The 25,173-nt window shown below is 73.4% G+C and carries 16 protein-coding genes; 5 read left to right on the top strand and 11 right to left on the bottom strand.

Annotation, left to right across the window (positions count from 1 at the left end):
- Positions 1-4 precede the first annotated feature (4 nt).
- Positions 5-1,618, bottom strand: coding sequence for a TerD family protein (locus tag ACFTZC_RS33980; RefSeq protein WP_382896347.1), 1,614 nt, complete (start codon positions 1,616-1,618; stop codon positions 5-7).
- 175 nt (positions 1,619-1,793) lie between these two features.
- Positions 1,794-2,426: a M48 family metallopeptidase gene (locus ACFTZC_RS33975; protein ID WP_382896344.1), complete on the bottom strand. Its 633-nt coding sequence runs from the start codon at positions 2,424-2,426 to the stop codon at positions 1,794-1,796.
- A gap of 223 nt (positions 2,427-2,649) precedes the next feature.
- On the opposite strand from ACFTZC_RS33975, the gene ACFTZC_RS33970 reads away from it, so the two are divergent.
- Together ACFTZC_RS33970 and ACFTZC_RS33965 are read left to right on the top strand one after the other, a co-directional pair.
- On the top strand, positions 2,650-3,795 hold the full coding sequence (locus ACFTZC_RS33970; protein ID WP_382896340.1) for a ThiF family adenylyltransferase: 1,146 nt from the start codon (positions 2,650-2,652) through the stop codon (positions 3,793-3,795).
- A gap of 42 nt (positions 3,796-3,837) precedes the next feature.
- Positions 3,838-5,328: an ABC1 kinase family protein gene (locus tag ACFTZC_RS33965; RefSeq protein WP_382896337.1), complete on the top strand. Its 1,491-nt coding sequence runs from the start codon at positions 3,838-3,840 to the stop codon at positions 5,326-5,328.
- Between the two features lie 174 nt (positions 5,329-5,502).
- On the opposite strand, the gene ACFTZC_RS33960 is transcribed toward ACFTZC_RS33965, so the two are convergent.
- From ACFTZC_RS33960 to ACFTZC_RS33945, 4 genes are all read right to left on the bottom strand, one after another.
- Positions 5,503-5,826: a hypothetical protein gene (locus ACFTZC_RS33960; protein WP_382896334.1), complete on the bottom strand. Its 324-nt coding sequence runs from the start codon at positions 5,824-5,826 to the stop codon at positions 5,503-5,505.
- Positions 5,823-6,191 (bottom strand): WhiB family transcriptional regulator, encoded by a 369-nt coding sequence (locus ACFTZC_RS33955; protein WP_365812136.1) that lies wholly within the window; start codon positions 6,189-6,191, stop codon positions 5,823-5,825. Before ACFTZC_RS33955 ends, ACFTZC_RS33960 begins: the two co-directional genes overlap by 4 nt.
- Before the next feature lie 172 nt (positions 6,192-6,363).
- On the bottom strand, positions 6,364-6,699 hold the full coding sequence (locus ACFTZC_RS33950) for a hypothetical protein (RefSeq protein ID WP_382896331.1): 336 nt from the start codon (positions 6,697-6,699) through the stop codon (positions 6,364-6,366).
- A gap of 183 nt (positions 6,700-6,882) precedes the next feature.
- Positions 6,883-9,114: an ATP-dependent DNA helicase UvrD2 gene (locus ACFTZC_RS33945; protein WP_382896329.1), complete on the bottom strand. Its 2,232-nt coding sequence runs from the start codon at positions 9,112-9,114 to the stop codon at positions 6,883-6,885.
- A gap of 206 nt (positions 9,115-9,320) precedes the next feature.
- Here ACFTZC_RS33945 and ACFTZC_RS33940 point away from each other — a divergent pair, with 206 nt between their 5' ends.
- Positions 9,321-9,578, top strand: a complete 258-nt coding sequence (locus tag ACFTZC_RS33940) for a mycoredoxin (RefSeq protein ID WP_382896326.1) — start codon at positions 9,321-9,323, stop codon at positions 9,576-9,578.
- Positions 9,579-9,714: 136 nt separating this feature from the next.
- Here the strand turns inward: ACFTZC_RS33940 and nudC are convergent, their stop codons facing one another.
- From nudC to ACFTZC_RS33915, 5 genes are all read right to left on the bottom strand, one after another.
- On the bottom strand, positions 9,715-10,659 hold the full coding sequence (gene nudC / locus ACFTZC_RS33935) for an NAD(+) diphosphatase (RefSeq protein ID WP_382896323.1): 945 nt from the start codon (positions 10,657-10,659) through the stop codon (positions 9,715-9,717).
- 131 nt (positions 10,660-10,790) lie between these two features.
- The gene (locus ACFTZC_RS33930; RefSeq protein ID WP_382896321.1) at positions 10,791-12,185 is read right to left on the bottom strand and encodes a dipeptidase; all 1,395 of its coding nucleotides are present in this window, start codon (positions 12,183-12,185) and stop codon (positions 10,791-10,793) included.
- Between the two features lie 10 nt (positions 12,186-12,195).
- Positions 12,196-15,993 (bottom strand): UvrD-helicase domain-containing protein, encoded by a 3,798-nt coding sequence (locus ACFTZC_RS33925; RefSeq protein ID WP_382896319.1) that lies wholly within the window; start codon positions 15,991-15,993, stop codon positions 12,196-12,198.
- Between the two features lie 149 nt (positions 15,994-16,142).
- Complete coding sequence (locus ACFTZC_RS33920) at positions 16,143-19,526, bottom strand: ATP-dependent helicase (protein WP_382896317.1); 3,384 nt, start codon at positions 19,524-19,526, stop codon at positions 16,143-16,145.
- A 338-nt stretch (positions 19,527-19,864) separates the two neighbouring features.
- Positions 19,865-20,323 (bottom strand): MGMT family protein, encoded by a 459-nt coding sequence (locus ACFTZC_RS33915; RefSeq protein ID WP_382896315.1) that lies wholly within the window; start codon positions 20,321-20,323, stop codon positions 19,865-19,867.
- Between the two features lie 173 nt (positions 20,324-20,496).
- Here ACFTZC_RS33915 and ACFTZC_RS33910 point away from each other — a divergent pair, with 173 nt between their 5' ends.
- Both ACFTZC_RS33910 and ACFTZC_RS33905 read left to right on the top strand, forming a co-directional pair.
- On the top strand, positions 20,497-23,289 hold the full coding sequence (locus ACFTZC_RS33910; RefSeq protein WP_382896314.1) for a lysylphosphatidylglycerol synthase domain-containing protein: 2,793 nt from the start codon (positions 20,497-20,499) through the stop codon (positions 23,287-23,289).
- A 207-nt stretch (positions 23,290-23,496) separates the two neighbouring features.
- Entirely contained in the window at positions 23,497-25,113 is a 1,617-nt protein-coding gene (locus ACFTZC_RS33905; protein WP_382896473.1) for an alpha/beta hydrolase, read from the top strand.
- Positions 25,114-25,173: the final 60 nt, after the last annotated feature.

The raw sequence follows: 25,173 nt of genomic DNA, 5'->3' as shown, positions 1-25,173 counted from the left end.
TCCCTCAGACCTCGTACGGCTGGACGACGATGAAATTGCCGGGCGCTCCCCGGAACTGGAGGTTCACGGTCTCGCCGCTGTGGCCGGGGTAGGCGTTGCGGCGCAGCCTGACCTGGCTGGAGATGATCACCTGCGCGGCCGACGACCAAGCGACGACGGCGTTGCTGTCGGCGAAGGTCGTGGGCGTGACGGGCAGCACCACCGGGGTGCCGTGGGTCTTCACGACGACGGTGCCCGTGCCCTGGAACTGCATGGTGAACAGGGCGCCGCCGGGGATGCCGTGGCCCTCGATGCGGCGGACCTCGTACTGGAGGCTCTCGTCGAAGGCGAGGACGTTCTCCGCGGAGACGCAGATGCCGTCGCCCTGGAGTTCGACGGGGTGGAGGTGCGCGCCCTCCTCCGCGAGGAAGACCTGGCCGCGTCCGGTGCAGCGCATGAGCTGCATCTCCTGGCCGGTGGCGTTGCCGACGACCCGGCCGACGAAACCGGCGCCCTTGTAGCCGAAGTCGACCTTGCCCTGGTACATGACCATGCTGCCCTGCCGGGCGAGCACGGGGCTGCCGTCCTCACCGAGGTCGACCCGGACGAGCTGGCCGTTCTGCGAGGTCCAGCGCTGGCCGGTGGGCGCTTCCTTGTACGGCTGGAGGGCCGCGGCGAGACCGGCGCCGCCCGCGGGGACGCCCTGCGGGATGCCCTGGGGCGCGCCGGGCGGCTGCTGGCCGAAGGGGACAGGGGCGGGCACGCCGTACGGGGAGGGCGCGGCGGGCGGCTGCGTGCCGGGGAACCCTCCCGGGGCCTGGCCGAACTGTCCCGGGGCCTGGCCGGGCACCTGGCCGAACTGGGGCTGTTGCGGCTGCGGGGGCGGTTGGCCGTACGGGGACGGCGCGGGCGGTGGCGGTACGGTGCCGCCCGGCGGGATCATCGGCGCCACGATGGTCTGCGCGGCGTGCACGGGCTGCGGTGCCGGGGCCGGGGCCGGTGGTGCGACGGGGGCGCCGAAGGACGGCGCGGGCGCGGCGGGCCCGGCGGGCGGGGCGAAGCCCGGGACCGGGCCGCCGGCGGCCGGGGGCTGCGGGGCGGCGGGCTCCTCCTCGGCGACCTCGCCGCCGAAGTTCTTCAGGAGCGCGTCGAGTCCGCCGTCGAACCCCTGGCCGATGGCGGCGAACCGCCAGACGTCCTTGAGGTAGAAGTCGCCGAGCATGACGGCGCGCTCGGTGGTGAACTCCGAGCCGGTGAAGGCGTATCGGACGACTTCCTCGCCGCCCGCGACGATCCGGATGTATCCGGGGCCGACCTGCGACATCTGTCCCGCGCCGTCGATCGTGGCGGTGAACGACAGTTTCTGGACGGCGGCCGGGACACGGTCCAGCGTGACCCGGAAGGATTCCGTGTCGCCGGCCTGCGGGCCCAGCAACTGGACGGATTCCTCGGGGGACTTCGGCTGGTTGAAGAAGATGAAGTACCGGTCGTCGGAGAGCTTTTCGTCGGCGTCGAGCCCGAAGCAGCTGATGTCGAAGGTCAGTCCCGGGCCCGCGATCTGCACCCCTACGTACAGATCCGTCCCCGCCGTGAGATCACTGATCTTGGCCTTGTGGCCACGCTGGAATTCCCGTGCCATACGTAACGACCGTCCCCCATCCGGAATGTCAATGCGTCGCGCCAGGCTAACGGCTGCCTCGGACAATCGGCCAAGCCGGTACAGACTCGGGACAGGAACGGTGAACGGGCGCCCCTCCGGCGGCGGTCAGCGACCCGACCCGCGTGGAAGGTGCTCTTCCGGACGGAGCCGGCGCTCACGCACGGGCTTCGCCGTCACCCGCTTCGACCGCGTGGCCCGCTTCGACCGCGCCGTCCTCTCCGCTCCCGGCACGCGCGAGGGGCAGATGCGGGAGCCGTTCCGCCGCGACCACGCCTTCGAGATAGCCGCGGGCCCGCTCGGTGCGGGGGTACGCCTCCAGCAGCCGCCAGAAGCGCGGGCCGTGCCCCGGCACCAGCAGATGGGCCAGTTCGTGGACGAGGACGTAGTCGACGACGTATTCCGGCATGCCCTGGAGCCGGTGCGAGAGCCGGATGCTGCCCTCGGCGGGGGTGCAGGAGCCCCAGCGGGTGTTCTGATTGGTGACCCACCGGACGGAGGCGGGCCGCGCCCTGCCGCCGAAATACTGCGTGGAGAGCCGCTCGGCCCGCTCGGTCAGCGCGCTGTCGCCGAGGACCCGTCTGCTCTCCTGGGCGGCGAGCTTGTCGAGCATGACCGAGACCCAGCGGCGCTCCTCCGCCTCCGACATCCGGGCGGGGATGAGCACGATCGTGCGGTCGCCCTCGCGGTACGCCGAGACCGTTCTGCTGCGGCGGGCGCTTCTGCGGACCTCGACAGCGCTCGTCCCCGAGCCACGGAGCGGGCGACTGACGGAGGGGTCGGCGGGCACGCCCCGACGTTACCCGCTCGGTGTGGCGGAAGTCCCGCCTCCTGGAGGGTTCCCCCGTGATCCCCGTGATTGCCGCGCCGGATCCCCTTCTTCCCCGCGAGAAGCGCACCATTCGAACGACTAATACCCGGGGCTGTGGATAACTTTCGGCACCGCCGGCCGCCGTCCTGCACGCTGAGATCACGAACGCGGAACACGGATCAGCGGGAACGGGGAGGCCGACATGCATCCGATGATGAAGCCCGCGCTGCGGCGCGCCTGGCGGGACCGGCAGACGGTGCAGTTCGGGGTGACGCCCGCGCACGCGGTGGTGATGGGCCCGGTCGACACGGCCACGGGCAGTTTTCTGGAGCTGCTGGACGGGACGCGCGGGCTGCCGCTGCTGCGGGAGGAGGCCCGCGCGATGGGGCTGCCGGACGGGCTGGTCGAGGCGCTGGTACGGCGGCTCACCGCGGCGGGGGTGCTCGACGACCCGGGGGCGGGCGGCCCGGCGGCCGACGCGCTGCGCGGCAGGACGGGGGAGGTCGAGCGGCTGCGGCCCGATCTCGCGTCGCTCTCCGTCCTGCATCAGGAGCCGGGCGCGGCGGCGCGGAAACTGGCCGAGCGGCGGCTCGCGCGGGTGCAGGTCAGAGGTGCGGGCCGGGTCGGCGCGGCCGTCGCCGCGGTCCTGGCGGCTTCGGGGGTGGGGCGCGTCGATGTGCTGGACGGCGGCTGCGCGACGGCGGGGGACGTGACGCCCGGCGGGCTGCCGGACCACTCGGTCGGCGAGCGGAGGGACCTGGCGGCCCGGCAGCTCGTCAGGCGGTCCGCACCCGGCCGGCCACCGGGACCCGGGGAGTCGCGGGAGTCCGCGACGGGAGAGCCGCCGCTCTCCCTGGTGATCGTCGCGCCGCGGGACGGGCTCGCGGCGTACGCGCCCGATCCGGTGACGGCCGAGCCCTGGATGGCCACGGGCACGCCGCACCTCTACGCCGGGGTGATCGAGGCCACGGGGCTGGTGGGGCCGCTGGTGCTGCCCGGCGGGACGGCGTGCGCGGGGTGTCTCGCGCGGGTCCGGGCCGATCATGACGCGGGGTGGCCGAGGATGCTGGCCCAGTGGCGCTCCGGGCGCGGGGCGCGGGCCGTTCCTGCGTGTGATCTGGCGCTCGCCACCACGGTGGCCGGGCTGACGGCGGCTCATGCTCTTTCGTTCCTCGACGGGGAGCTTCCGGCGAGTACGGGTGCACGATGGGAGGCGGCACTGCCGCTGCTGGACTGGCGTCCGGACCGGATCACCCCTCATCAGGACTGCCCGTGCGGGGCGGCCGGACCGCGAAGAGGGGAGCGCGTCGCCGGGACGGGCGCGCCACACGACACAATGGCCGGGTAACCGCCGTACGCGGCGCGGCTGTCTGGGATTAGGAGGGGCTTCATGTCTGATCTTCCCCGGAAGGCGGTCACCCGCACCGCGAAGCTGGCCACGCTGCCACTGGGCTTCGCGGGCCGGGCCACATGGGGGCTGGGCAAACGGATCGGCGGCAAGTCGGCCGAGATCGTCACCCGGGAGCTCCAACAGCGCACGGCGGACCAGCTCTTCAAGGTGCTCGGGGAGCTGAAGGGCGGCGCGATGAAGTTCGGGCAGGCTCTGTCGGTCTTCGAGTCGGCGCTGCCCGAGGAGATCGCCGGGCCCTACCGGGCGGCGCTCACCAAGCTCCAGGAAGCGGCGCCGCCGATGCCCACGCGCACGGTGCACGCGGTGCTGGCGGAGCGGCTGGGCGAGGAGTGGCGTGACCTGTTCCTGGAGTTCGAGGAGAAGCCCTCGGCCGCCGCGTCGATCGGCCAGGTGCACCGGGCGGTGTGGCACGACGGACGCCAGGTCGCGGTGAAGCTGCAGTATCCGGGGGCCGGGGAGGCACTGCTCTCCGATCTGACGCAGCTCAGCCGCTTCGCGGTGCTGCTGGGGCCGCTGATCCCGGGGATGGACATCAAGCCGCTGATCGCCGAGTTGCGTGACCGGGTCTCCGAGGAGCTGGACTACGCGCTGGAGGCGGAGGCTCAGCGGGCGCATGCGGCGGAGTTCGCGGACGACCCGGACGTGGTCGTGCCCGAGGTGGTGCACCAGGGCGAGCAGGTGCTGGTGAGCGAGTGGATCGACGGGGTTCCGCTGTCGGAGGTGATCGCGGACGGCACACCCGAGCAGCAGGACCGGGCGGGCCAGCTCCTGGCGCGGTTCCTCTTCTCGGGGCCGGCGCGCACAGGGCTGCTGCACGCGGACCCGCACCCAGGTAACTTCCGGCTGCTGCCGCCCGTGGAGAGCGGGGAGGCACCGAGCGGGAAGCGGGAGGGCGCGTACCGGCTGGGGGTGCTGGACTTCGGGACGGTGGACCGGCTCCCGGGCGGGCTGCCCGACATCATAGGTGAGGCCCTGCGGCTGGCGTTGGCGGGCGACGCCGAGGCGGTGTACGACCGGCTGCGTGAGGAAGGGTTCGTCAAGGAGTCCATCGCTCTCGACCCGGATGCCGTACTGGAGTATCTGCTGCCGATCATCGAGCCGGCCGCGGTGGAGGAGTTCGCCTTCACCCGGAGCTGGATCCGTACGCAGGCGGCGAGGATCGCCGATCCGCGGTCGCCCGCGCACCAGTTGGGCAAGCAGCTCAATCTGCCGCCGTCGTATCTGCTGATCCACCGCGTCACACTGAGCACGATCGGGGTGCTCTGCCAGCTCGACGCGGCGGTACGGCTCAGGGACGAGTTGGAGGAGTGGCTGCCCGGGTTCCTGCCGGAGCCGGAAGCCACGGAGACCACCGACGCAACGGATACCGCGGAGGACGCGGAGAGCAGGGATGCCGTCGACGAGGTGAAGACGGCCGGGGCCACCGGGGCTACCGGGGCCGCCGGGGCGGTGGTGGACGCGGGGGCCTGAGCGGCCTCGTGTGTGTCACCGGCGGGCGGGTCGAGTCTGCTCGGCGCGGGGCGGGGTCCCGACAGCCCCGTCGGGAGTACCGGCGCAGGACCACGCACGGCGGGGGCCGGTCCCTCGGGACCGGCCCCCGCCGTGCGTGGTGGTGACTGACGCCTGTGGCCTGGTGAGGCCGTGTTACTGCATGACGGCCATGGCCAGCGCGCGGCGCGCGCGCATGGACACGCGCTCGGCACGGCGCTGCATGCGCCTCGCGGCGACCAGGCGCACGGCCCGGCGTTCCGCGTCGGCCTCACGCAGGCGCTCGTTCATATGCGCGCGAGCCAGGGCTTCTGGGATGAGTTGCATCTCGCGGGTCCTGTTCTGACGCGAGTCGTTCGCGCCCATGGTGGAGACAACTGGGGTGGCGGAGCCGGACGGCTCGCTCAGGGAAGAGGTCATCGGGGCCTGCTTCTGGGGATCGTGCGTGAAGGGACGGTCGATCGTTCCGGCGGCGTTCATGCCGTGACCGGGTTCTTGCGCGGACGGCCACGCGGCCGCTTGCGCGCCACGACGACCCCCTGGACGAAGAGTTCGCCACCCCAGACACCCCACGGCTCACGCCGCTCCTTCGCGCCGGCGAGGCAGGCCTCGATCAGCGGGCAGGTGCCGCAGAGCGCCTTGGCGTACTCGACGTCGGCCGGGGACTCGGCGAAGAAGACCTCCGGGTCGTAGGCACGGCAGGGAACGGGTACGCCGAGGTTCTCGATGGCGTCGTCGAGCGCGGTGAGCGCGGTCAGCGGGGTCAAGGTGGAGTCCTCCGTGGGGACGGGCGGGGAGATCGATTCGGAAGGCGGTACGGACGGGGCGTGCGCTTCGAGTTGCACGGGTTTCGTTCCTCGTCTGGTCGGTCCGGCCTGGTCGGCCAGTTGTCGGCTGGTACCGGGTGGTGCGTGTCCCGAGGCCCCTTCGCTCCGGCTGTCCCGTTCGGGACAAACAGAAGGGCCGCGGATCCCGGGTGGGGTTCCGCGGCCCTGAAGGCGCCGGCCTGATCGTCGATCAGGCTGGATCACTCCAGGGTTCGAGCCCACGGAAGGCCCACATCAGGTGATGCGTCTGCTGCTTCGTTTCGGCACCGGTCGCCGCAAAGGCATAGGCATTGCCTGCTGCCGCTGCTACTCCTGCTTCCAGTGCCTCGGTCGGTCGCTCATCGCGGACCATGACGGGCCGCTCACGGGTCAGCAGACCCGAGAGACCGGCGGGCTTGGCGGCGGAGACGCCGGACAGACCACTGGCGATGAGTTCGGTGCGGGAGAGGCCGAGCGAGCAGGCGGAGGCGATCGGACGATCGGTCATTTTGACGGTGCTGATGAAGCTGAAGTCGATGCTGATCACTGGAATCGCCTCCTCTCGGCGTCTCAAGGACAGGTCCGAAGATCTGTCACACGTATGTGTGGACGTGTACTGCTTGACAAGTAGAGCACGGGGACCGGGCTTCGGAGAAGCCCGCCGTTCCGTGGTTAAGAACCTATGGGGATTCCCCGCGCGGGCGCAAACTATTTTTCCGACGAGTTTGGCTCAGTCGTCGCCGTCCTCGCCCACACCTTCCTCACCTGCGCAGATGGCCAGCACATCGGCTCCGAAGCGATCCAGTTTGCGGACCCCGACGCCCGGGATACCGGTCAGCTCTCCCGCGCTGCCGGGCACGGCCTCCGCGATCGCCATCAGCGTCTTGTCGGTGAACACGCAGTACGCGGGCTGACCGATCCGCCGGGCCTGACCTGCGCGCCAGTCCCGCAGCCGCTCGTACAGCCCCTCGTCCATGTCGGAGGGGCACTCCTCGCAGCGCATCAGCTTCATCTCGCCGGCGTCCGTGAGGGTCCTGCCGCACACCCGGCAGCGGGCCGGGCCCCGCCGCTTGCGCCGGGTGGCACCGATCGGCGCGTCGGCGGTGGCGCCGCCGCGCTCGACGGAGCCGTCCGCCCCCGGCCCCGCGGCGCGGGCTCCGGGGGCCGTGGAGCCCGGCCGCAGCCCGTTCAGGAAGCGGGTCACCCGCCGGGAGGCCCGGCCGCCCGGAGAGCGCGAGAGGGACCAGGAGAGGCTGAGATGGAGCCGCGCACGGGTGACCCCCACATAGAGCAGCCGGCGCTCCTCCTCGATCTGCTCGTCCGTCTTGGCGTAGGTGATCGGCATCATCCCTTCGGTGAGGCCGACCAGGAACACCGCGTCCCACTCCAGCCCCTTCGCCGCGTGCAGCGAGGCGAGGGTGACGCCCTGCACCGTGGGCGCGTGCTGGGCGGCGGCTCGTTCGTCCAGTTCGGTGACGAGGTCGGCGAGGGTCGCCGACGGCTTGGCCCGTACGAAGTCCTCGGCGAGCCGGACGAGCGCGGCCAGCGACTCCCAGCGGTCCCGGACCGCGCCGGACCCGGCGGGCGGCTCGGTGGTCCAGCCCTTGGTGGAGAGCACGGCCCGCACCTGCGAGGGCAGCTCCACCACATCGTCCAGCAGCGCGTCGTTCCCCCCGAAGCGCGCGGCACCGCGCAGGGCCGCGCCCGCCTCCCGGACCTCTTGGCGCTCGAAGAACCGCTCGGCGCCCCGGAGCTGGTACGGCACGCCCTCGTCGGCGAGCGCCTGTTCGTACACCTCCGACTGCGCGTTGATGCGGTACAGCACCGCGATCTCACCGGCCGGGACGCCCGCGGCGATCAGATCGCGGATCCGGCGGGCGGTGCCCTCGGCCTCGGCGGGTTCGTCCGCGTACTCCGTACAGACCGGCTCGGGGCCCGGGTCGCGCTGCGAGATCAGCTCCAGGCGGTGCTCGGCGGCCCGGCCGCGCGCCTGGCCCAGCAGCCCGTTGGCGAGATGGACGACCTGGGGGGTGGAGCGGTAGTCGCGGACCAGCTTGACCACGGTGGCGCCCGGGTGCCGGGTGCGGAAGTTCAGCAGGTGGTCGGGGGTGGCGCCGGTGAAGGAGTAGATCGTCTGGCTGGCGTCCCCCACCACACAGAGGTCGTCCCGGTCGCCCAGCCACAGTTCGAGCAGCCGCTGCTGGAGCGGGCTCACGTCCTGGTACTCGTCCACCACGAAGTGCTGGTACTGGCGGCGGACCTGGTCCGCGATGTCGTGCCGGTCCTGGAGGACGCCCACCGTGAGGAGCAGGACGTCCTCGAAGTCGATCACCGAGCGCTCGCGCTTGAGCTGCTCGTACATCCCGTAGATCTGACCGATCTCGGCCGCGTCGCGCGGGGCGTCGCGGTGGGACTTGGCCACGGCCGCCGGGTAGTCCGCGGGCACGGTCTGGGTGACCTTCGCCCACTCGATCTCGCCGGTGACATCGCGCAGTTCGTTACGGTCGAGCCGGACCCGGCAGCGCGCGGCGGCCTCCGCGACGAGCTGGACCTTGCGGTCGAGCAGCCGCGGCAGCGAGCCTCCGACGGCCTTGGGCCAGAAGAACTGGAGCTGACGCAGCGCCGCCGCGTGGAACGTCCGGGCCTGCACACCGCCCGCGCCGAGCTGCCGCAGCCGCCCGCGCATCTCGCCCGCGGCGCGGTTGGTGAACGTGACGGCGAGCACGCTGGCGGGCTGGAGTATCCCCGCGCGCACCCCGTACGCGATCCGGTGGGTGATCGCGCGCGTCTTGCCCGTGCCGGCCCCCGCCAGCACGCACACCGGGCCGTGCAGGGCCGTCGCGACCTCGCGCTGCTCGGGGTCGAGCCCGTCGAGCACGGCGTCGGCGTCACGCGGCGGAGCCACGATCTGGCCGCCTGCGGATTCCCGCGGGAACAGTGAGGAGTGCGTTGCTGCTGTCACCCCGCCATGCTGCCAGGTCCCCCCGGGGCGGGTGCGGCGGTTGTCCACAGGGCTGCCGCACCGGTCGTACCGATCAGATCATCCGCCCGCGATACCGGCCTCGGGAATGGCCGCCGGATCGGTTACGTTCAGCATTCTGCGGGCGCCGTACCGGTACGACGGACGGCGCATCCAGCGGGACAGGCGAGACAGAGGAGTGCGAGACCATGCCGGGCACTGTGACGATGTACAGCACCACGTGGTGCGGATACTGCCGTCGGCTCAAGGGCCAGATGGACCGCGAGGGCATCGCGTACACGGAGGTCAACATCGAGCACGACCCGGAGTCGGCGGCCTTCGTCGAGAAGGCGAACGGCGGCAACCAGACCGTGCCGACGGTGCAGGTGGTGCCCGTCGGCGGGGGCGCCGAGGTCGTGATGACCAACCCGAGCCTCGCCCAGGTGAAGCAGGCCCTCAGCGCCTGATCCTCGCACCGCACGGCCCCCGGTCGCCTCGTGGACGGCGGCCGGGGGTCTCTGCTGTGCCGGGTGCCCCGGGGGCCGGTGGGGCGGGTGCCTCGGAGCCCGCCGCGACGGGGTCGGTTCAGCGGCTTCGGCAGCGTCAGTTCAGCGGCTTCGGCAGCGGCTTGCCGTACCACAGTTCCACCAGACGCGCGGCGATGGAGATGCCGAGCGGGGGCAGGATCTCGCCCGTCTCGATCGCGGTGCGCAGGTCCTCGCGGGAGAACCAGCGTGCCTCCTCGATCTCCTCGCCGTCCACGGTGATCTCCGACGAGGTGGCGCGGGCCATGAAGCCCAGCATCAGGCTGGACGGGAAGGGCCACGGCTGGCTGGCGATGTACTCGACCTCGCCGACCGTGACGCCCGCCTCCTCGAAGACCTCACGGGCCACCGACTGCTCGATCGACTCGCCGGGCTCGACGAAGCCGGCGAGCGTGGAGAACCGGCCCTCGGGCCAGTGGACCTGGCGGCCCAGCAGCGCGCGGTCCTCCTCGTCCGTCACCAGCATGATCACCGCCGGGTCGGTACGCGGGTAGTGCTCGGCCCCGCACGCCGGGCAGCGGCGGATGTGGCCGGCCGCCGCGATGACCGTACGCTCGCCGCAGCGGGAGCAGAAGCGGTGCAGCCGCTGCCAGTTCTCCAGCGCCACGGCGTGCACCATGAGACCCGCGTCACGCGCGGAGAGCAGAAGGCCCGCCTCACGCAGCCCCGCGGCGCGCGCGGACTGGTCCATCCGCCCGGGGAGCGAGTCCTTCTGGAGCGCGAAGTAGCGTACGCCGTCCCCGTCCGTGCCGAGGAAGTAGCGGTGGGTCTCGGTGAGGGGGGCCTCGAAGGACGGGGTCATGACCAGCTCGGTCCGCCCGTCAGGGGTGTCGTCGATCAGCACCTGGCCGCCGGACACCACGAAGACCCTGGTCGTCGGGTGGCTCCAGGCCGCCGCAAGCCATGCCTCGTCGAGACGGTGGTGCGCCGCGCGGTCGATGCCGCTGTGCGCGGTCAGGCCGATGGGCTGGTGTGCGGTGGCGTCACTGCTGATGGTGCTCACTGGTTCTTTCTACTCCCCCGGGGCGGTGTGGGTGTCTGGTCAGCGGAGTGGTCGGTGGAGTCGTCGGTGGTGAGGCGGGCGGTGGAGGGACGGGCGGTGGCTTGGCGGGCGGTGGAGTGGCGGGCGCGGGGTCAACGCGGGGTGGCCGCGAGGTCGCCCCACAGGTAGGCGGTGGTCTCCACGCCCTTGAGGAGCAGGTCGATCTCGACCTTCTCGTTGGGCGCGTGCCAGCCGTCGGACGGCACGGAGATACCCAGGAACAGTACGGGTGCACCCAGCACGTCCTGGAGATCGGCGGCCGGTCCCGAGCCGCCCTCGCGGGTGAAGCGGATCTTCTGCCCGAAGGCGCGGGTCATGGCCCGGACCACCGATTGGAGCGCGGGGTGGTCCAGCGGGGTCAGACAGGGGCGGGTGGCCGCGCCGAAGCTGATCTTGTGCCGGATCCCGGCCGGGATCCGGGCCTCGGCCCAGGCCCGCACGGCCCGCTCCACCTGGTCGGGGTCCTGCCCGGCGACCAGCCGGAACGAGAGCTTCAGATGGGCGGAGGACGGGATGATCGTCTTGCCGCCGGGGCCTTGGTACCCGCCGCCGATGCCGTTGACCTCGGCGGTGGGGCGGGCCCAGACGCGCTCCAGGGTGGAGTGGCCGGCCTCGCCGAGGGTGCCGTGGGACGCGGCCGTACGGAGCCACTCCGCCTCGTCGAAGGGCAGCTCGGCGATGAGGGCGCGCTCGGCGTCGCCGAGGTCGGCGACGCCGTCGTAGAAGCCGGGGACCGTGACGCGTTCGTCCTCGTCGTGCAGCGCCGCGACGAGGCGGGCGGCGATCGTGGCCGGATTGGGGACCGCCCCGCCGAAGGAGCCGGAGTGGATGTCCTGGTCGGGACCGTACAGCTCGATCTCGCAGTCGGCGAGGCCCCGCATGCCGGTGCAGACGGTCGGGGTGTCCTCGGACCACATTCCGGTGTCCGAGACGATCACCACATCGGCGGCGAGACGCGCGGCACGCTGCTCGGTGAGGGCGCGGAAGTGCGGGGAGCCCGACTCCTCCTCGCCCTCGACGAGGAGCTTCAGGTGGACCGCCGGGGTGGTGCGGCCGGTGGCGGCGAGATGGGCGCGCACGCCGAGCGTGTGGAAGAACACCTGGCCCTTGTCGTCGGCGGCGCCCCGCCCGTACATCCTGCCGTCCCGTACGACCGGCTCGAAGGGGTCGGTGTCCCAGCCGTCCTCGACGGCGGCGGGCTGCACGTCGTGGTGGCCGTAGACCAGCACGGTCGGGGCGTCCGGGTCCTCGGAGGGCCACTCGGCGAAGACGGCGGGGGCGCCGGGGGTGTCCCAGATCTCGGTGACCGGGAAGCCGGTCTCCTTGAGCTTGGCGGCGAGCCAGTCGGCACTGCGCCGCACGTCAGCGTCGTGTTCGGGGTCGGCGGAGACGGAAGGGATGCGCAGCCAGTCGGCGAGGTCGTCGAGGAAGGCCGTGCGGTGGGTCTGGATGTACGTACGGACGACGCTGTCCGGCATGTCGCTCATGACGTCGAGCCTAACGGGCCCGGCGGACTGTCTCGTCTGCCTGTCGCGCAGATCGCTCGTCCGTGGGGGTGCCGGGACCGTCGTGGCCGCCCCCGGTGTCGTGAGGAGCCTCGGCGGTGAGAATCCGTTCCAGCTCCGCGCGGCCCGGGAGCCGGCCGGGGCGGACGACCTCGCCGGTCCGTACGTAGAGGAACGCGGCCGACACGGCCTCGGGCGGAATCCCGTGCTGCTCGGCCCAGGCGAGGCGGTAGACGGCGAGCTGGAGGGGGTCGCCGCCGGTGCGGCCGGTCTTCCAGTCGACGATCTCGTACGTGTACGGCTCGGCGTCGGCGTCGGCGCCTTGCACGGATGCGTCCGCGTCCGTGGGGTGGCGGTAGACGGCGTCGATACGGCCGCGGATCATCCGGCCCGCGAGGGTGAGATGGAACGGCGCCTCCACGCGGTACGGCGTGCGCCGGGCGTACGGGGTGCGCTCGAACGCCTCCTTCAGGGCGGCGAGGTCTCGTTCGTCGGCGATCTCCGGTTCGTCCTCGGCGCCGCCGGGCAGCTCGTCGGGGCCGAGCATCGGGAGCGGCAGCTCCTCGAACCGCGACTCCACCCAGGCGTGGAACCGGGTGCCCCGGCGCGCGGCGGGCTGCGGGGGCCGGGGCATGGGCCGCGCCAGTTCGTGGGCGAAGGCGTCGGGGTCGGCGGCGAGGCGCAGCAGCTGGGAGGCGGAGAGGGACGGCGGTACGGGGACGTCGCGGACGGTGGCGCGGGCCCGGGCGAGTTCGCCCGCGAGGGCGTCGAGGTCGCGGTCCCAGGAGGCGAGGGTGCGGGCCTCCTCGGGGGTCGGCCCCTCCCCCGCCCCGCCCCGCCCGGGAAGCGGCGACCGGGGGGCCGGGAGGAAGAGCGGGGGCGTGGCTTCCCGGGGGCCGGGGTGGTCCTCCCAGGGGCCGTCCTCCGGATAGTCCTCCCCGGGGTCCGGGGAGTCCCAGGGGGCCGGGAAGTCCCAAGGATCCTCGTCGGACACGGCCGGTGGAACGGACCGGCCCGAGGCGCTCGGGCCGCCCGCATCGCCCGCGTCGCCGGTGGGGTCGGGGTGGTCGGAGTGGCCCCCGGGATCAGCGGGGTCGGTGAGGTCGGAGTCGAAGAGGCCGTTCCAGAATTCCGGGTCGTCCAGGTCGTCCAGGGCGTCCGGGTCGTCCGCGCTCTCCGGGGCTCCCAGCTCCTCCGGGGCGTTCGCGGTCCCGGACTCCTGGCGTCGCAGTTCCTCCAGGTGGGCCAGGACCGTGTCCGCGGCCTCCCGGCGGCGGGCCAGGGACTCCGCGTCCAGGGGCAGCGGCCAGGGGTGCGGGGCGGTCCCGGCCGCCAGGGACGGGTTCTCCTCGGACTCCTCCGGCTCGTCCGCCCATGCCTCGATCTCGCCGTGCCCCGCCGCGCAGTGCTCGTACAACGCGTACAGGAAGTCCGACGGGCCCCTCGTCCGCTTCTGGGTGGGGCCCCACCAGTGGCCCGAGCCGAGCAGCAGGGAGCGCGGGCGGGTGAAGGTGACGTAGCCGAGGCGGAGTTCCTCGGTGTGCTGGTGCGCCTTCAGCTCCTCCTTGAAGGACTTGAGCCCCTTCGCGTCCCAGGACGCGACCTCGGGGAGGGTCGGCGCGTCCCCGCGCAGCGCGTGCGGCAGGACCTTCGGCTGGGCGGTCCAGGCCTCGCGGGCCTTGGTGTTGGGGAACTGCCCGGTGACCAGTCCGGGGACCGCGACGACGTCCCACTCCAGGCCCTTGGACTTGTGGGCGGTGAGCACCTTGACCGTGTTCTCGCCGCCCGGAAGGGCGTGGTCCAGGCCCTTCTCGTACTGCACGGCGGTACGGAGGAACGCCAGGAAGGCGAGCAGCCCGGCCTCCCCGTCGAGCGCGGCGAAGGAGGCCGCGATGTCGAGGAAGTTGCTCAGGGTCTCCCGGCGGCGGGCGGCCAGCGCGTGCGGGGACGCGGAGAGTTCGACTTCGAGGCCGGTCGTGGCGAGGACGCGGTGCAGCACGTCCATCAGCGGGTCGGCCAGGGAGCGGCGCAGCTCGCGCAGTTCGGTGGCGAGGCGGGCGAAGCGGACCCGCGCGGCGGCGGAGAAGGGCAGGTGGTCCGCCGGGGCCCCGGCCGGCTCCAGGAAGGTGTCGAGGGCGTCCGCGAGGGAGATCACCTCGGCGGGGTCGGTGCCCTCGACGGCCGCGGCCAGCCGCGCCTCGGTGTCGTCCGGCGCGCCCTCCGCCGGGCCGCGGTGGACGAGCAGCCGGGCGCGGCGGCCGAGCAGCGCCAGATCGCGCGGGCCGATGCGCCAGCGGGGGCCGGTGAGGAGGCGTACGAGGGAGGCGTTGGCGCCGGGGTCCTGGAGGACCTCGCACATGGCGACGAGATCGGCCACCTCGGGGAGGTGCAGGAGCCCTGACAGGCCGACGACCTCGACGGGGATGTCACGGGCCACCAGCGCGCCCTGGATCTCCGGGAAGTCCCCCGCCGTACGGCAGAGCACGGCGATCTCGCCGGGCTCCTTGCCGGTGCGGACGAGGTGGGCGAGGGAGTCGGCGAGCCAGTCGATCTCCTCGGCGTGCGTCGGGAGCAGGGCGCAGCGTACGAAGCCGTCGCGCTCGGCGCCGGGGGCGGGGCGCAGCGCCTCGACGCCTTCGTGCATGGCGCGCAGCGGTTCCGCGAGGCCGTTGGCGAGGTCGAGGAGCCGGCCGCCGCTGCGGCGGTTCTCGCTGAGGGAGAAGCGGGCGGCGGGGGCGCCGTCGGCGCCCGGGAAGTGGGCCGGGAAGTCGTCGAGGTTGGCCACGGAGGCGCCGCGCCAGCCGTAGATCGCCTGGCAGGGGTCGCCGACGGCGGTGACGGCGTGTCCGGTGCCGCCGCCGAAGAGTCCGGAGAGCAGGAGCCGCTGGGCGACGGACGTGTCCTGGTACTCGTCGAGGAGGACGACCCGGAACTCGTCCCTCAGCAGGGCGCCGACCTCGGGGCGGGTGGTGGCGAGTTCGGCGGAGAGGGCGATCTGGTCGCCGAAGTCGAGGAGGTCGCGGGCGCGCTTGGCGGCGCGGTAGCGGCCGACGAGGTCGAGCAGCTCACGGCGGGCGACGGCCGTCTCGGGGACCTTGCGCAGGTCGGCGTTGGAGAGCCGCGCGCCGTCGAGGGTGCGCAGCAGGTCGGTGTCGTACGAGCCGAGGCGGCCGGGGGTGACGAGATGTTCGGCCAGTTCGGCGTCGAGGGCGAGCAGATCGCTGACCAGGGCCGGGAGCGTCTTGGTCAGGGCCGGGTACGGTCCCGGCGCCTCCCGCAGCACGCGGGCGGCGAGCTGGAAGCGGGTGGCGTCGGCGAGGAGCCGGGCGGTGGGCTCAAGTCCGATGCGCAGCCCGTGGTCGGTGAGCAGCCGGCCGGCGAAGGCGTGGTACGTGGAGATGCGCGGCTCGCCCGGCGGATCGGAGGGGTCGGCGCTCTGTGTCGTCGAGGGGTGGCGGCCGGGTGACGGGTGGGCGGCGCCCGCCGGGACCGCGGGGAGGGCGTCGGGATCGGTGACGCCGGCCCGCACCAGCGCCTTGCGGACGCGCTCGGCGAGCTCGCCGGCGGCCTTGTTGGTGAACGTGAGCCCGAGGACCTGCTCGGGCGCGACCTGTCCGCTGCCGACCAGCCAGACCACCCGGGCGGCCATCACCGTCGTCTTCCCCGACCCGGCCCCGGCCACGATGACCTGCGGGGCGGGCGGCGCGGTGACGCACGCCATCTGCTCCGGGGTGAAGGGGATGCCCAGCAACTCCTTGAGCTGCTCGGGATCGGTGAGATGCACGGACACCTCAGGAAGGCTATCCGGCCCCACCGACATCGCGGGCGGGGGCCGTTCCGCGGCTGCCGGATCAGGCCGCCCGGACCACCGTCCGTACCGGTGTCACCTGTCGATCCGGTGCCACCCGTCGATCTGGTGTCACCCGTCGATCCGGTGTCTCATTCCACGACCTGGCGGCCCTCCGGCTGCGCGCTGCACGAGGCGCGGAAGGCGCAGTGGCCGCAGTGCTGGCCCGTGGTGGGGGTGAAGCGTTCGTCGAGGACGCGGCCGGCCGCCGTGGTGAGCAGTTCGCCGACCCACTCCCCCGTGAGCGGTTCCTGTGCCTGGATCCTGGGGAGCGCGTCGCCGCCTTCCTTCTTCGGCGCGGGCTGGCGGAGCTGGACGAGTTCGGCGCCGCCCGGTTCGGGGCGGTGGCCGTCGAAGACCTCGTCCAGGGCGCCCGCGCGGACCGCGAGCTGGTAGACGGCGAGCTGGGGGTGGTGGGCGACCTCGTCCTTGGAGGGGGCCTGTTTGCCGGTCTTGAAGTCGACGACATAGGCCCGCCCCTGTGCGTCCTGTTCGACGCGGTCCATGGAGCCGCGGATCCGTACCTCGTAGGCGCCCGCCTCCAGCGTCACGTCGAAGCCGTGCTCGGTGGCGGCGGGGGTGCGGCCGCCGCGGTCCGTGACATGCCAGCGCAGAAAGCGTTCGAGAGCCGCCCGCGCCTGCGTCTTCTCCTGCTGGGACTTCCACGGGGCGTCGAAGGCGAGGGCGTCCCATACGGAGTCCAGCCGCTCCATGAGGACGGCGAGATCGGCGGGGGTACGGCCGGAGGCCACCTCGTCGGCCAGCACGTGGACGACGTTGCCGAACCCCTGGGCGGCGGTGGCGGGCGCGTCCGCCTTCACCTCGCGGCCCAGGAACCACTGGAGGGCGCAGGTGTTCGCCAGTTGGTCCAGGGCGCTCCCTGAGAGCGCGACGGGCTGCTCCCGGTCGCGCAGCGGGACCGCGCTGCGGGTCGGCTCGTACAGGCCCCACCAGCGGTGCGGATGGGCGGCCGGGACGAGCGCCTGGCCCTCCTCGTCGCTGAGGGCCGCGAGCCGGGCGAGGCGGCGGGCCGCGGCGTCGCGCAGGCCCGGGGAGGCGGCCGGGTCGACGGTGGTCGCGCGCAGTTCGGCGACGAGCGCGGCGACGGCGAGCGGGCGGCGCGGGCGGCCGGTGACGTCCCTGGGCTCGACGCCCAGCTCGGGGAGGAAGCGGGAGGGCTGGTCGCCGTCGTCGGCGGGGGCCTTGACCGCGGTGACGACGAGCCGGTCGCGCGCCCGGGTGGCCGCCACGTAGAACAGGCGGCGCTCCTCCGTCAGCAGGGCCCCCGGGGTGAGCGGTTCCGCGAGCCCGTCGCGGCCGATCCGGTCGGCTTCCAGGAGCGAGCCCCGGCGCCGCAGATCGGGCCACAGGCCCTCCTGTACGCCCGCGACGACCACCAGGCCCCATTCGAGCCCCTTGGCGCGGTGTGCCGTCATCAGCCGCACGGCGTCGGGGCGTACGGCGCGGCGGCTGAGCGTGTCGGCGGCGATGTCCTGGGCGTCCAGTTCCTCCAGGAAGTTGAGCGCGCCCCGGCCGCCGGTACGTTCCTCGGCGCGGGCCGCGGCGTCGAACAGGGCGCACACGGCGTCGAGATCGCGGTCGGCGTTGCGGCCGCCGGCGCCGCCGCGCAGGGCGGAGCGTTCGAGCCGCGCGGGCCAGGGCGTGCCGTCCCACAGCTCCCAGAGCGCCTCCTCCGCGGTGCCGCCGCCGGCCAGCAGCTCGCGCGCCTTGCGCAGCAGCGCGCCGAGCCGCTGCGCGCCCCGGGCGTACGCGGGGTCGTGCGCCACCAGCCGCTCGGGCTCGGCGAGCGCGCGGGCGAGCAGCACGTCGGAGGCGGCCGGGACCCGGGTCCCGCCGGCCCGTTCCTCGTCCCGCAGGGCCCGGCCGAGGCGGCGCAGATCGGCGGCGTCCATGCCGCCGAGGGGCGAGGCGAGGAGGGTGAGCGCGGTCTCCACGTCGAGCCAGGTGGCGGGCGCGGGGTCAGCGATGGGGGTGGGTACCGGCTCGGGCGCGGGCTCGGGGACAGGCTCGGAGAGGGGCGCGGGCTCCGCCACGGGCTCGGGGGGCTCCTCCGGCGGGGTGATCGACGCCGTCGCCACCGCCCGCAGCGCCGTCAGCAGGGGGGCGACGGCCGGTTCGTGGCGCAGTGGTACGTCGTCGCCGTCCACCTCCAGGGGGACGCCCGCCGAGGTCAGGGCGCGGCGGATCGAGGGGATCGTGCGGCCTCCCGCCCGGACCAGGACCGCCATGTCCTGCCAGGGCACGCCGTCCTCCAGATGCGCGCGGCGCAGGATGTCGGCGATGTTGTCCAGCTCCGTGGACGGGGTCGGGAAGGTGTACGTCTCGATCCGCCCGCCCTCCCGTACCGCCGCCAGCTCACGGTGGGCCCGTACCTTCTCCGCCGGCAGCCGGTTCAACGGCATACGGCGCGTCAGCAGCCGGGTGGCGGCCAGCAGGCCGGCGCCCGAGCGGCGGGAGGTGGTCAGGACCTCGACCGGCGCCGGAGTGCCGTCCGTACGGGGGAAGGCGTGCGGGAAGTCGAGGATGCCGTTCACATCGGCGCCCCGGAAGGCGTAGATCGACTGGTCCGGATCGCCGAAGGCGACCAGCGTGCGCCCCCCGCCGGCCAGTGCGTCCAGCAGCCGTACCTGCGCCGGGTCGGTGTCCTGGTACTCGTCGACGAACACCGCGTCGTACCGCGCCCGCAGCTTCTCCGCGACCTCCGGACGCCGGGCGAGCAGGTCCGCGCGGTGCACCAGCTCCGCGTAGTCGAGCACCCCCTGCATGTCCAGGACGTCCAGGTACTCGGCGAGGAAGGACGCGGCGGCCGACCAGTCGGGGCGGCCCGTACGGCGCGCGAAGGCGGCCAGCGAGCGAGGGCCGAGGCCCAGTTCGCGGCTGCGCGCGAGCACCGCGCGGACCTCGTCGGCGAAGCCCCGCGTGGTCAGGCAGGCGCGCAGTTCGTCGGGCCAGCGGACGCGCCCCCGGCCGTCGCGGGCCAGCTCGATCTCGCCGGCGAGCAGGTCCCGTACGGCGACGTCCTGTTCGGGCCCGGAGAGCAGCCGCAGCGGCTCCGTGAAGAGTTCGCCCTCCTGGTGCGCGCGGATCAGGGCGTAGCTGAACGAGTGGAAGGTGGTCGCCTGCGGGCCCCGGGTGCCGCCGAGCCGTACCGCCGTACGGTCCCGCAGTTCCACCGCCGCCTTGCGGCTGAAGGTGAGCACCAGGATCCGTTCGGGGGCGGTGCCCCGGGCGACCCGCTCGGCCACCGACTCCACCAGCGTCGTCGTCTTGCCGGTGCCGGGGCCCGCCAGCACCAGGAGCGGCCCCCTCCGGTGGTCAACCACGGCGCGCTGCGCTGCGTCCAGCACAGGAGGGGTCACCGGCACGGGCGGCGTACGCAGCAGCCGGTACCCGCCGGGGGGCCGCTGCCGTACCCGCCGGTGCGGGGTACGTCCGGTGGAAGAGGAGGAGCTCACGTGGTTCGCCGGTCCTGGAGGAGGTGCTGGTGGTGACGGGGCTGGCCTGGTTACGCGGGTCGCTGGAGACCCTGGGGACCCGGGGGACGCATGGAGCGTACGGAACGCCTGGGACGCCGCGGGCGCGTCCCGTCGACGCTACGCCGTCGGACCGCCCGGACGCGCACGCTCCGGTGTGGCTTCCGTCGCGCGCTCCGGGAGAGCTTCCGTCGCGGGCATCGCTTCCGCCCCTTCCACCGCTCCCGCCCCGTGGGCTGTGGAGCAGCCGGTGGAGTCCTCCGTACGGCGGGCGGGCCGGACTCCGGATCGCCCGCCGCGCGCCCCGATGGCGGAAGCTGTCATCTGTGAGTCACATCGCCCGTGTCCGTGTCCGTGCCCGGCCCCGCGCCGCCCTCGCCGTCCCAGCGCGCCCGCCTCATGTCCAGGCGGGGCACATGGCCCTCGGCGCTCCGCGCGGCCTCGCGCAGCGGGGTGCCCTCCTCGCGGTAGTGGGCCAGGGCGCGCAGTTCGTGCCCGGGCAGCAGCACGCCGTCGGAACGGACCACGCGCCACCAGGGCACCGCGGAGCCGTAGAGCGCCATCGCCCGGCCCACCTGGCGCGGCCCGCCGTCGCCGAGCCACTCCGCGACATCGCCGTAGGTCATCACCCGGCCGGGTGGGATCAGCTCGGCGACGTCCAGCACCCGCTCCGCGTACTCCGGCAGTCTCGGGGGGCCGGGCGGTCCGGGCGGTCCGGGCAGGTCAGGCGGCCCGGACCCGTCGGGCGCCGTGGGGTCCTCGGGTTCCTCGCTCCTCATCCGGACCATCCTGCCGCACGCCACCGACATCGGCGGCGCCCCGGACCCGCGCACCGGATGCCCCCGCAATGCACCCTGATGCCCCCCTCTGTCGGATGCTCGTGCCACCATCATCCGGGCGGTGACTGGTGATACGAGATCAAGAAGACACGGATTCGGCAGAGGAGGGGGCCGTGCGGCATCCCGCGGCGGCACACACCTCCGGCGCTGAGCCGCGCCCGGAGGCCGGTGGGCCCTCGTCCTCCGGTCCGGAGAGCGATCAGGACACCGGACGATCGGACGCCGGTCGGGACAACGGCCCGGACGCCGCCCCCGGCACCGGCACCGACCAGGAGGGCGACGGCAACGGCGACGACACCGACGGCGGCGCCACCCGGGCCGACCGCGTCTCCGGTGACGAACCGCTGCTCGCCGCCCGCGTCCACCGCCCCTCCGACCTGCTGCGGCTGCTCATCGGCGTGCTGGCCATCGCCCTCGTCCTCGGCCTCTCCGCCTTCGCCCACGGCACCACCTCCGGCCTGGAACAGGACATCAGCAAGGGCACCGGCCAGGCCCCCGACCTGATCGTCAAGCTGGCCGGGCTGGTCTCCAGCATCGCCGTGCTGCTCGTCCCGGTCGCCTTCGCGATCGAGCGGCTGATCAAACGGGACGGGCTGCGCATCGCGGACGGCGTCCTCGCCGCCGTACTGGCGCACGGCGTCACCCTCGCCACCGACCTCTGGGTCGCCAGGGCCGCGCCCGAGTCGATCACGGACGCCCTGACGCGGCCCCAGCTCGGCGCCGGTTCCACCGACCCCGTCCACGGCTACCTCGCTCCCGTCATCGCCTACATGACCGCCGTGGGGATGGCCCGAAGACCACGCTGGCGGGTGGTCCTGTGGGTGGTGCTGCTGCTCGACGCCTTCGCGATGCTGGTCGCCGGGTACACCACACCGTTCTCGATCATGCTGACCGTGCTGATCGGCTGGACCGTCGCGTACGGCACGCTCTACGCGGTCGGTTCGCCCAACGTACGGCCGACCGGGCAGACCCTGATGGCGGGTCTGCGCCATGTCGGCTTCCGCCCCGTCAACGCGATGCGCGCCGAGGACGCCGCCGACGCGACCGAACAGGGCGACCGGGGGCGGCGCTATCTGGTCACCCTGGAGGACGGCCCGCCCCTCGACGTCACCGTCGTCGACCGCGAGCAGCAGGCGCAGGGCTTCTTCTACCGGGTCTGGCGCCAGCTCACGCTGCGCTCCATCACCACCCGCAGATCCATCCCCTCCCTGCGCCAGGCCCTCGAACAGGAGGCGCTGCTCGCGTACGCGGCCATCGCCGCCGGGGCCAACGCGCCCAAGCTGATCGCCACCTCCGAGCTGGGCCCCGACGCCGTCATGCTCGTCTACGAGCACCTGGGCGGCCGGTCGCTGGACTCGCTGCCGGACGAGGAGATCACCGACGAGCTGGTACGGGAGGCCTGGCGGCAGGTCAAGGCGCTCCAGTCGCGGCGTATCGCGCACCGCAGGCTCACCGGCGACGCCCTGCTGGTGGATCGTTCCGGCCAGGTGATCCTGACGGAGCTGCGCGGCGGCGAGATCGCGGCGGGCGATCTGGTGCTGCGGATGGACACCGCGCAGATGCTCACCACCATGGGGCTGCGGGTGGGCGCGGAGCGCTCCGTCGCCGCGGCGGTGGAGGTGCTGGGACCGGACGCGATCGCCGACTGTCTGCCGCTGCTCCAGCCGATCGCGCTGAGCCGGTCCTCCCGCGCGACGCTGCGCAGGCTCGCCCGTGAGCGCTCGCAGCGCGAACGCGAGGCGGTCCTCGCGGCCTCCGAGCGGACCAAGCGGGCCAAGGCGGCGGAGGTGGCAGCCCTCGACAGGGGCGGCGACCGCAAGGCCGTACGGAAGTCCCTGCGCGCCGAGAAACAGGCCGAGAAGCGGGCCATAGACGACGCGCTGGACGAGGCCCGCGAAGAAGACCTGCTCTCCCAGATGCGGCAGCAGGTGCTGCTGATCAGGCCGCAGGCGCCGGTCGAACCGGTCCAGCTGGAGCGGATCAAACCGCGGACGCTCCTCAGCTTCATCGCCGGGGCCGTCGCCGGATACTTCCTGCTGACACAGCTCACCCAGGTGGACTTCGCCACCGTCGTCAGCGACGCGCACTGGGGTTGGGTGCTCGCGGCGCTGGTGTTCTCGGCGCTGAGCTATGTGGCGGCGGCGATGAGCCTGCTCGGCTTCGTACCGGAGCGGGTGCCGTTCGGGCGGACGGTCATGGCGCAGGTCGCCGGGTCCTTCGTCAAGGTCGTCGCCCCGGCGGCGGTCGGCGGGGTCGCCCTGAACACCCGCTTCCTCCAGCGCGCGGGGGTACGGCCGGGGCTCGCGGTGGCGAGCGTCGGCGCGTCCCAGCTCTTCGGGCTCGGCGCGCACATCCTGCTGCTGCTCTCCTTCGGTTATCTGACCGGCACGGAGAAGACCGCGTCGCTCACCCCGTCCAGGACGGTGATCGCGGGGCTGCTGACCGTCGCCGTGCTGGTCCTGGTCGTGACCGCCATCCCGTTCCTGCGGAAGTTCGTGGCGACGCGGCTGCGCTCGCTGTTCGCCGGGGTGGTGCCGCGCATGCTGGACGTGCTCCAGCGGCCGCTGAAGCTGCTCACCGGCATCGGCGGGATGCTGCTGCTGACGGGCGTGTTCGTGATGTGCCTGGACGCCTCGATCCGGGCGTTCGACAACGGCAACCAGCAGCTCAGCTACGCGAGCATCGCGGTGGTCTTCCTGGCGGGCAACGCGCTGGGCTCGGCGGCGCCCACCCCGGGCGGGGTCGGCGCGGTCGAGGGCGCGCTGACGCTGGGTCTGATCGCGGTCGGCCTGCCCAAGGAGGTGGCGGCGCCCGCGGTGCTGCTCTACCGGCTGCTGACGCTCTGGCTGCCCGTGCTGCCCGGGTGGCTGAGCTTCAGCCACCTCACGCGCAAGGGCGCCCTGTAGGAGCGGCACCGCACGGCGGCCGGCCGTCCACGCCGCGGGGGCGGCTCCACGGCCCGCCGCACCGGGAGCGGCCCCGTGGAGTCCGCCGCGGAGGGCGCGGTGGAGTCCGCCGCGGAGGGCGCCGTGGAGTCCGCCGCGGGAGGCCGCCGCCACCCGCATGGACCGCGGCCCCGCGCGGCGCGGGCCGACCCGGCGCACGATGGGGCCATGTCCCTCTCCCCCGAACGGCGGTCCGCGGCCCTCGCCGCCGTCACCGCCGTCGCCCTGCTGGCCGCCTCCGGATGCTCCAGCACCCCGGGCTCCGACCGGGCGGACGCCTCGGACGCCGCCCTCGGGAATCCGGCCGGCGGGAACGCCCGGGCCACGAGCATCCCCGGCGACCTGACCACCCAGCATCTGCGGTGGAAGGCGTGCCGGGCCCCGTCGGCCTCCGAGGGCGGCGGTACGGCACCCTCGCCGCTGCCCGGCGGCACACGGTGGCAGTGCGCCACGATGAAGGCGCCGCTCGACTACGCCAAGCCGGGCGGTGCCACGATCGACCTCGCCCTCATCCGGGCCAGGGCGCGGGACACCAAGCACCGGATCGGCTCGCTCATCTTCAACTTCGGCGGCCCCGGCGGCTCCGGCATCACCGGGCTGCCGGCCTTCGCCAAGGACTACGAGAAGCTGCGCTCCCGCTACGACCTGGTGAGCTTCGACCCGCGCGGGGTCGGCCTCAGCGACGGCGTCCGGTGCGAGAACGCCAAGCAGCTCGACGCGTACTTCGCCCAGGATGCCACGCCCACCACGCCCGCCCAGGAGAAGACCTTCACGAAGGGGCTCGCCGACTTCGCGGCGGCCTGCGAGAAGAACTCCGGCAGGATCCTCCCGTACGTCGGTACGACCAACGCCGCGCGTGACATGGAGCTGATGCGGCAGGTCCTCGGCGACAAGAAGCTGTACTACTTCGGGATCTCGTACGGCACCGAGCTGGGCGGCGTCTACGCCCACCTGTACCCGAAGTCCGTCGGCCGGGCGGTCTTCGACGCCGTCGTCGACCCGACGCAGAACTCCGAGCAGGGCTCGCTCGGCCAGGCGAAGGGGTTCCAGCTCGCCCTCGACAACTTCGAGAAGGACTGTCTGGCGCGCGGCGCCGCCTGCCGGCTGCCCGGCTCGACGCCGAAGGAGATCCAGACGTTCATCATCGATCTGCTCAACCGGATCGAGAAGCATCCCATCCCGGGGATCGGCGCCCGGAAGCTGACCGGGACGCAGGCCACCAACGGGGTGGCGCAGGCGCTCTACTCGAAGGACTTCTGGCCCTATCTGGAGCAGGGCCTCGACGAGGCGGACGGCGGCAACGGCGCGCTGCTGCTCGCGCTCTCCGACTCGCTGAACGGGCGCGACCAGAACGGTCAGTACAGCAACCTCCAGGCCGCCAATGTGGCCGTCAACTGCGCGGACTCCAAGGAGCGCTACACCCTGGCGCAGACCAAGGAGAGGCTGCCGGCGTTCCGCAAGGCGTCGCCCGTCTTCGGGGACTACCTGGGCTGGGGGCTGATGAGCTGCTCCCGGTGGCCGGTGAAGGGGCAGTGGCGTACGCCGGACGTGAGCGCGCCCGGCTCGGCGCCGATCCTGGTCGTCGGCAACACCGGTGACCCGGCGACGCCGTACGCGGGCGCGAAGGCGATGGCGACGGCGCTGGGCAAGGGTGTCGGGGTCGAGCTGACGTACCACGGGCAGGGGCACGGCTCGTACGACAGCGGCGACCGGTGCGTGCAGAACGCGGTGAACGGCTATCTGCTGGACGGGAAGGTCCCGGCGGCGGGCACGGTCTGCAAGTAGGCGGAGAACGGGTCTGCAAGTAGGCGGAGAACGGAGAGGGGCCGGACCGCGCGTCACGCG

The organism is Streptomyces sp. NPDC056987 (assembly GCF_042673865.1).
Taxonomy (GTDB): domain Bacteria; phylum Actinomycetota; class Actinomycetes; order Streptomycetales; family Streptomycetaceae; genus Streptomyces.
This window is presented reverse-complemented; position numbering and strand designations above follow the sequence as displayed.

Excerpts from the sequence above, each read along its gene's own strand:
- ACFTZC_RS33905 (WP_382896473.1), top strand. The coding sequence starts at position 23,497 with ATGTCCCTCTCCCCCGAACGGCGGTCCGCGGCCCTCGCCGCCGTCACC.
- ACFTZC_RS33960 (WP_382896334.1), bottom strand. The coding sequence starts at position 5,826 with ATGAACGCCGCCGGAACGATCGACCGTCCCTTCACGCACGATCCCCAG.
- ACFTZC_RS33940 (WP_382896326.1), top strand. The coding sequence starts at position 9,321 with ATGCCGGGCACTGTGACGATGTACAGCACCACGTGGTGCGGATACTGC.
- ACFTZC_RS33965 (WP_382896337.1), top strand. The coding sequence starts at position 3,838 with ATGTCTGATCTTCCCCGGAAGGCGGTCACCCGCACCGCGAAGCTGGCC.
- ACFTZC_RS33970 (WP_382896340.1), top strand. The coding sequence starts at position 2,650 with ATGCATCCGATGATGAAGCCCGCGCTGCGGCGCGCCTGGCGGGACCGG.
- ACFTZC_RS33915 (WP_382896315.1), bottom strand. The coding sequence starts at position 20,323 with ATGAGGAGCGAGGAACCCGAGGACCCCACGGCGCCCGACGGGTCCGGG.
- ACFTZC_RS33930 (WP_382896321.1), bottom strand. The coding sequence starts at position 12,185 with ATGAGCGACATGCCGGACAGCGTCGTCCGTACGTACATCCAGACCCAC.
- ACFTZC_RS33980 (WP_382896347.1), bottom strand. The coding sequence starts at position 1,618 with ATGGCACGGGAATTCCAGCGTGGCCACAAGGCCAAGATCAGTGATCTC.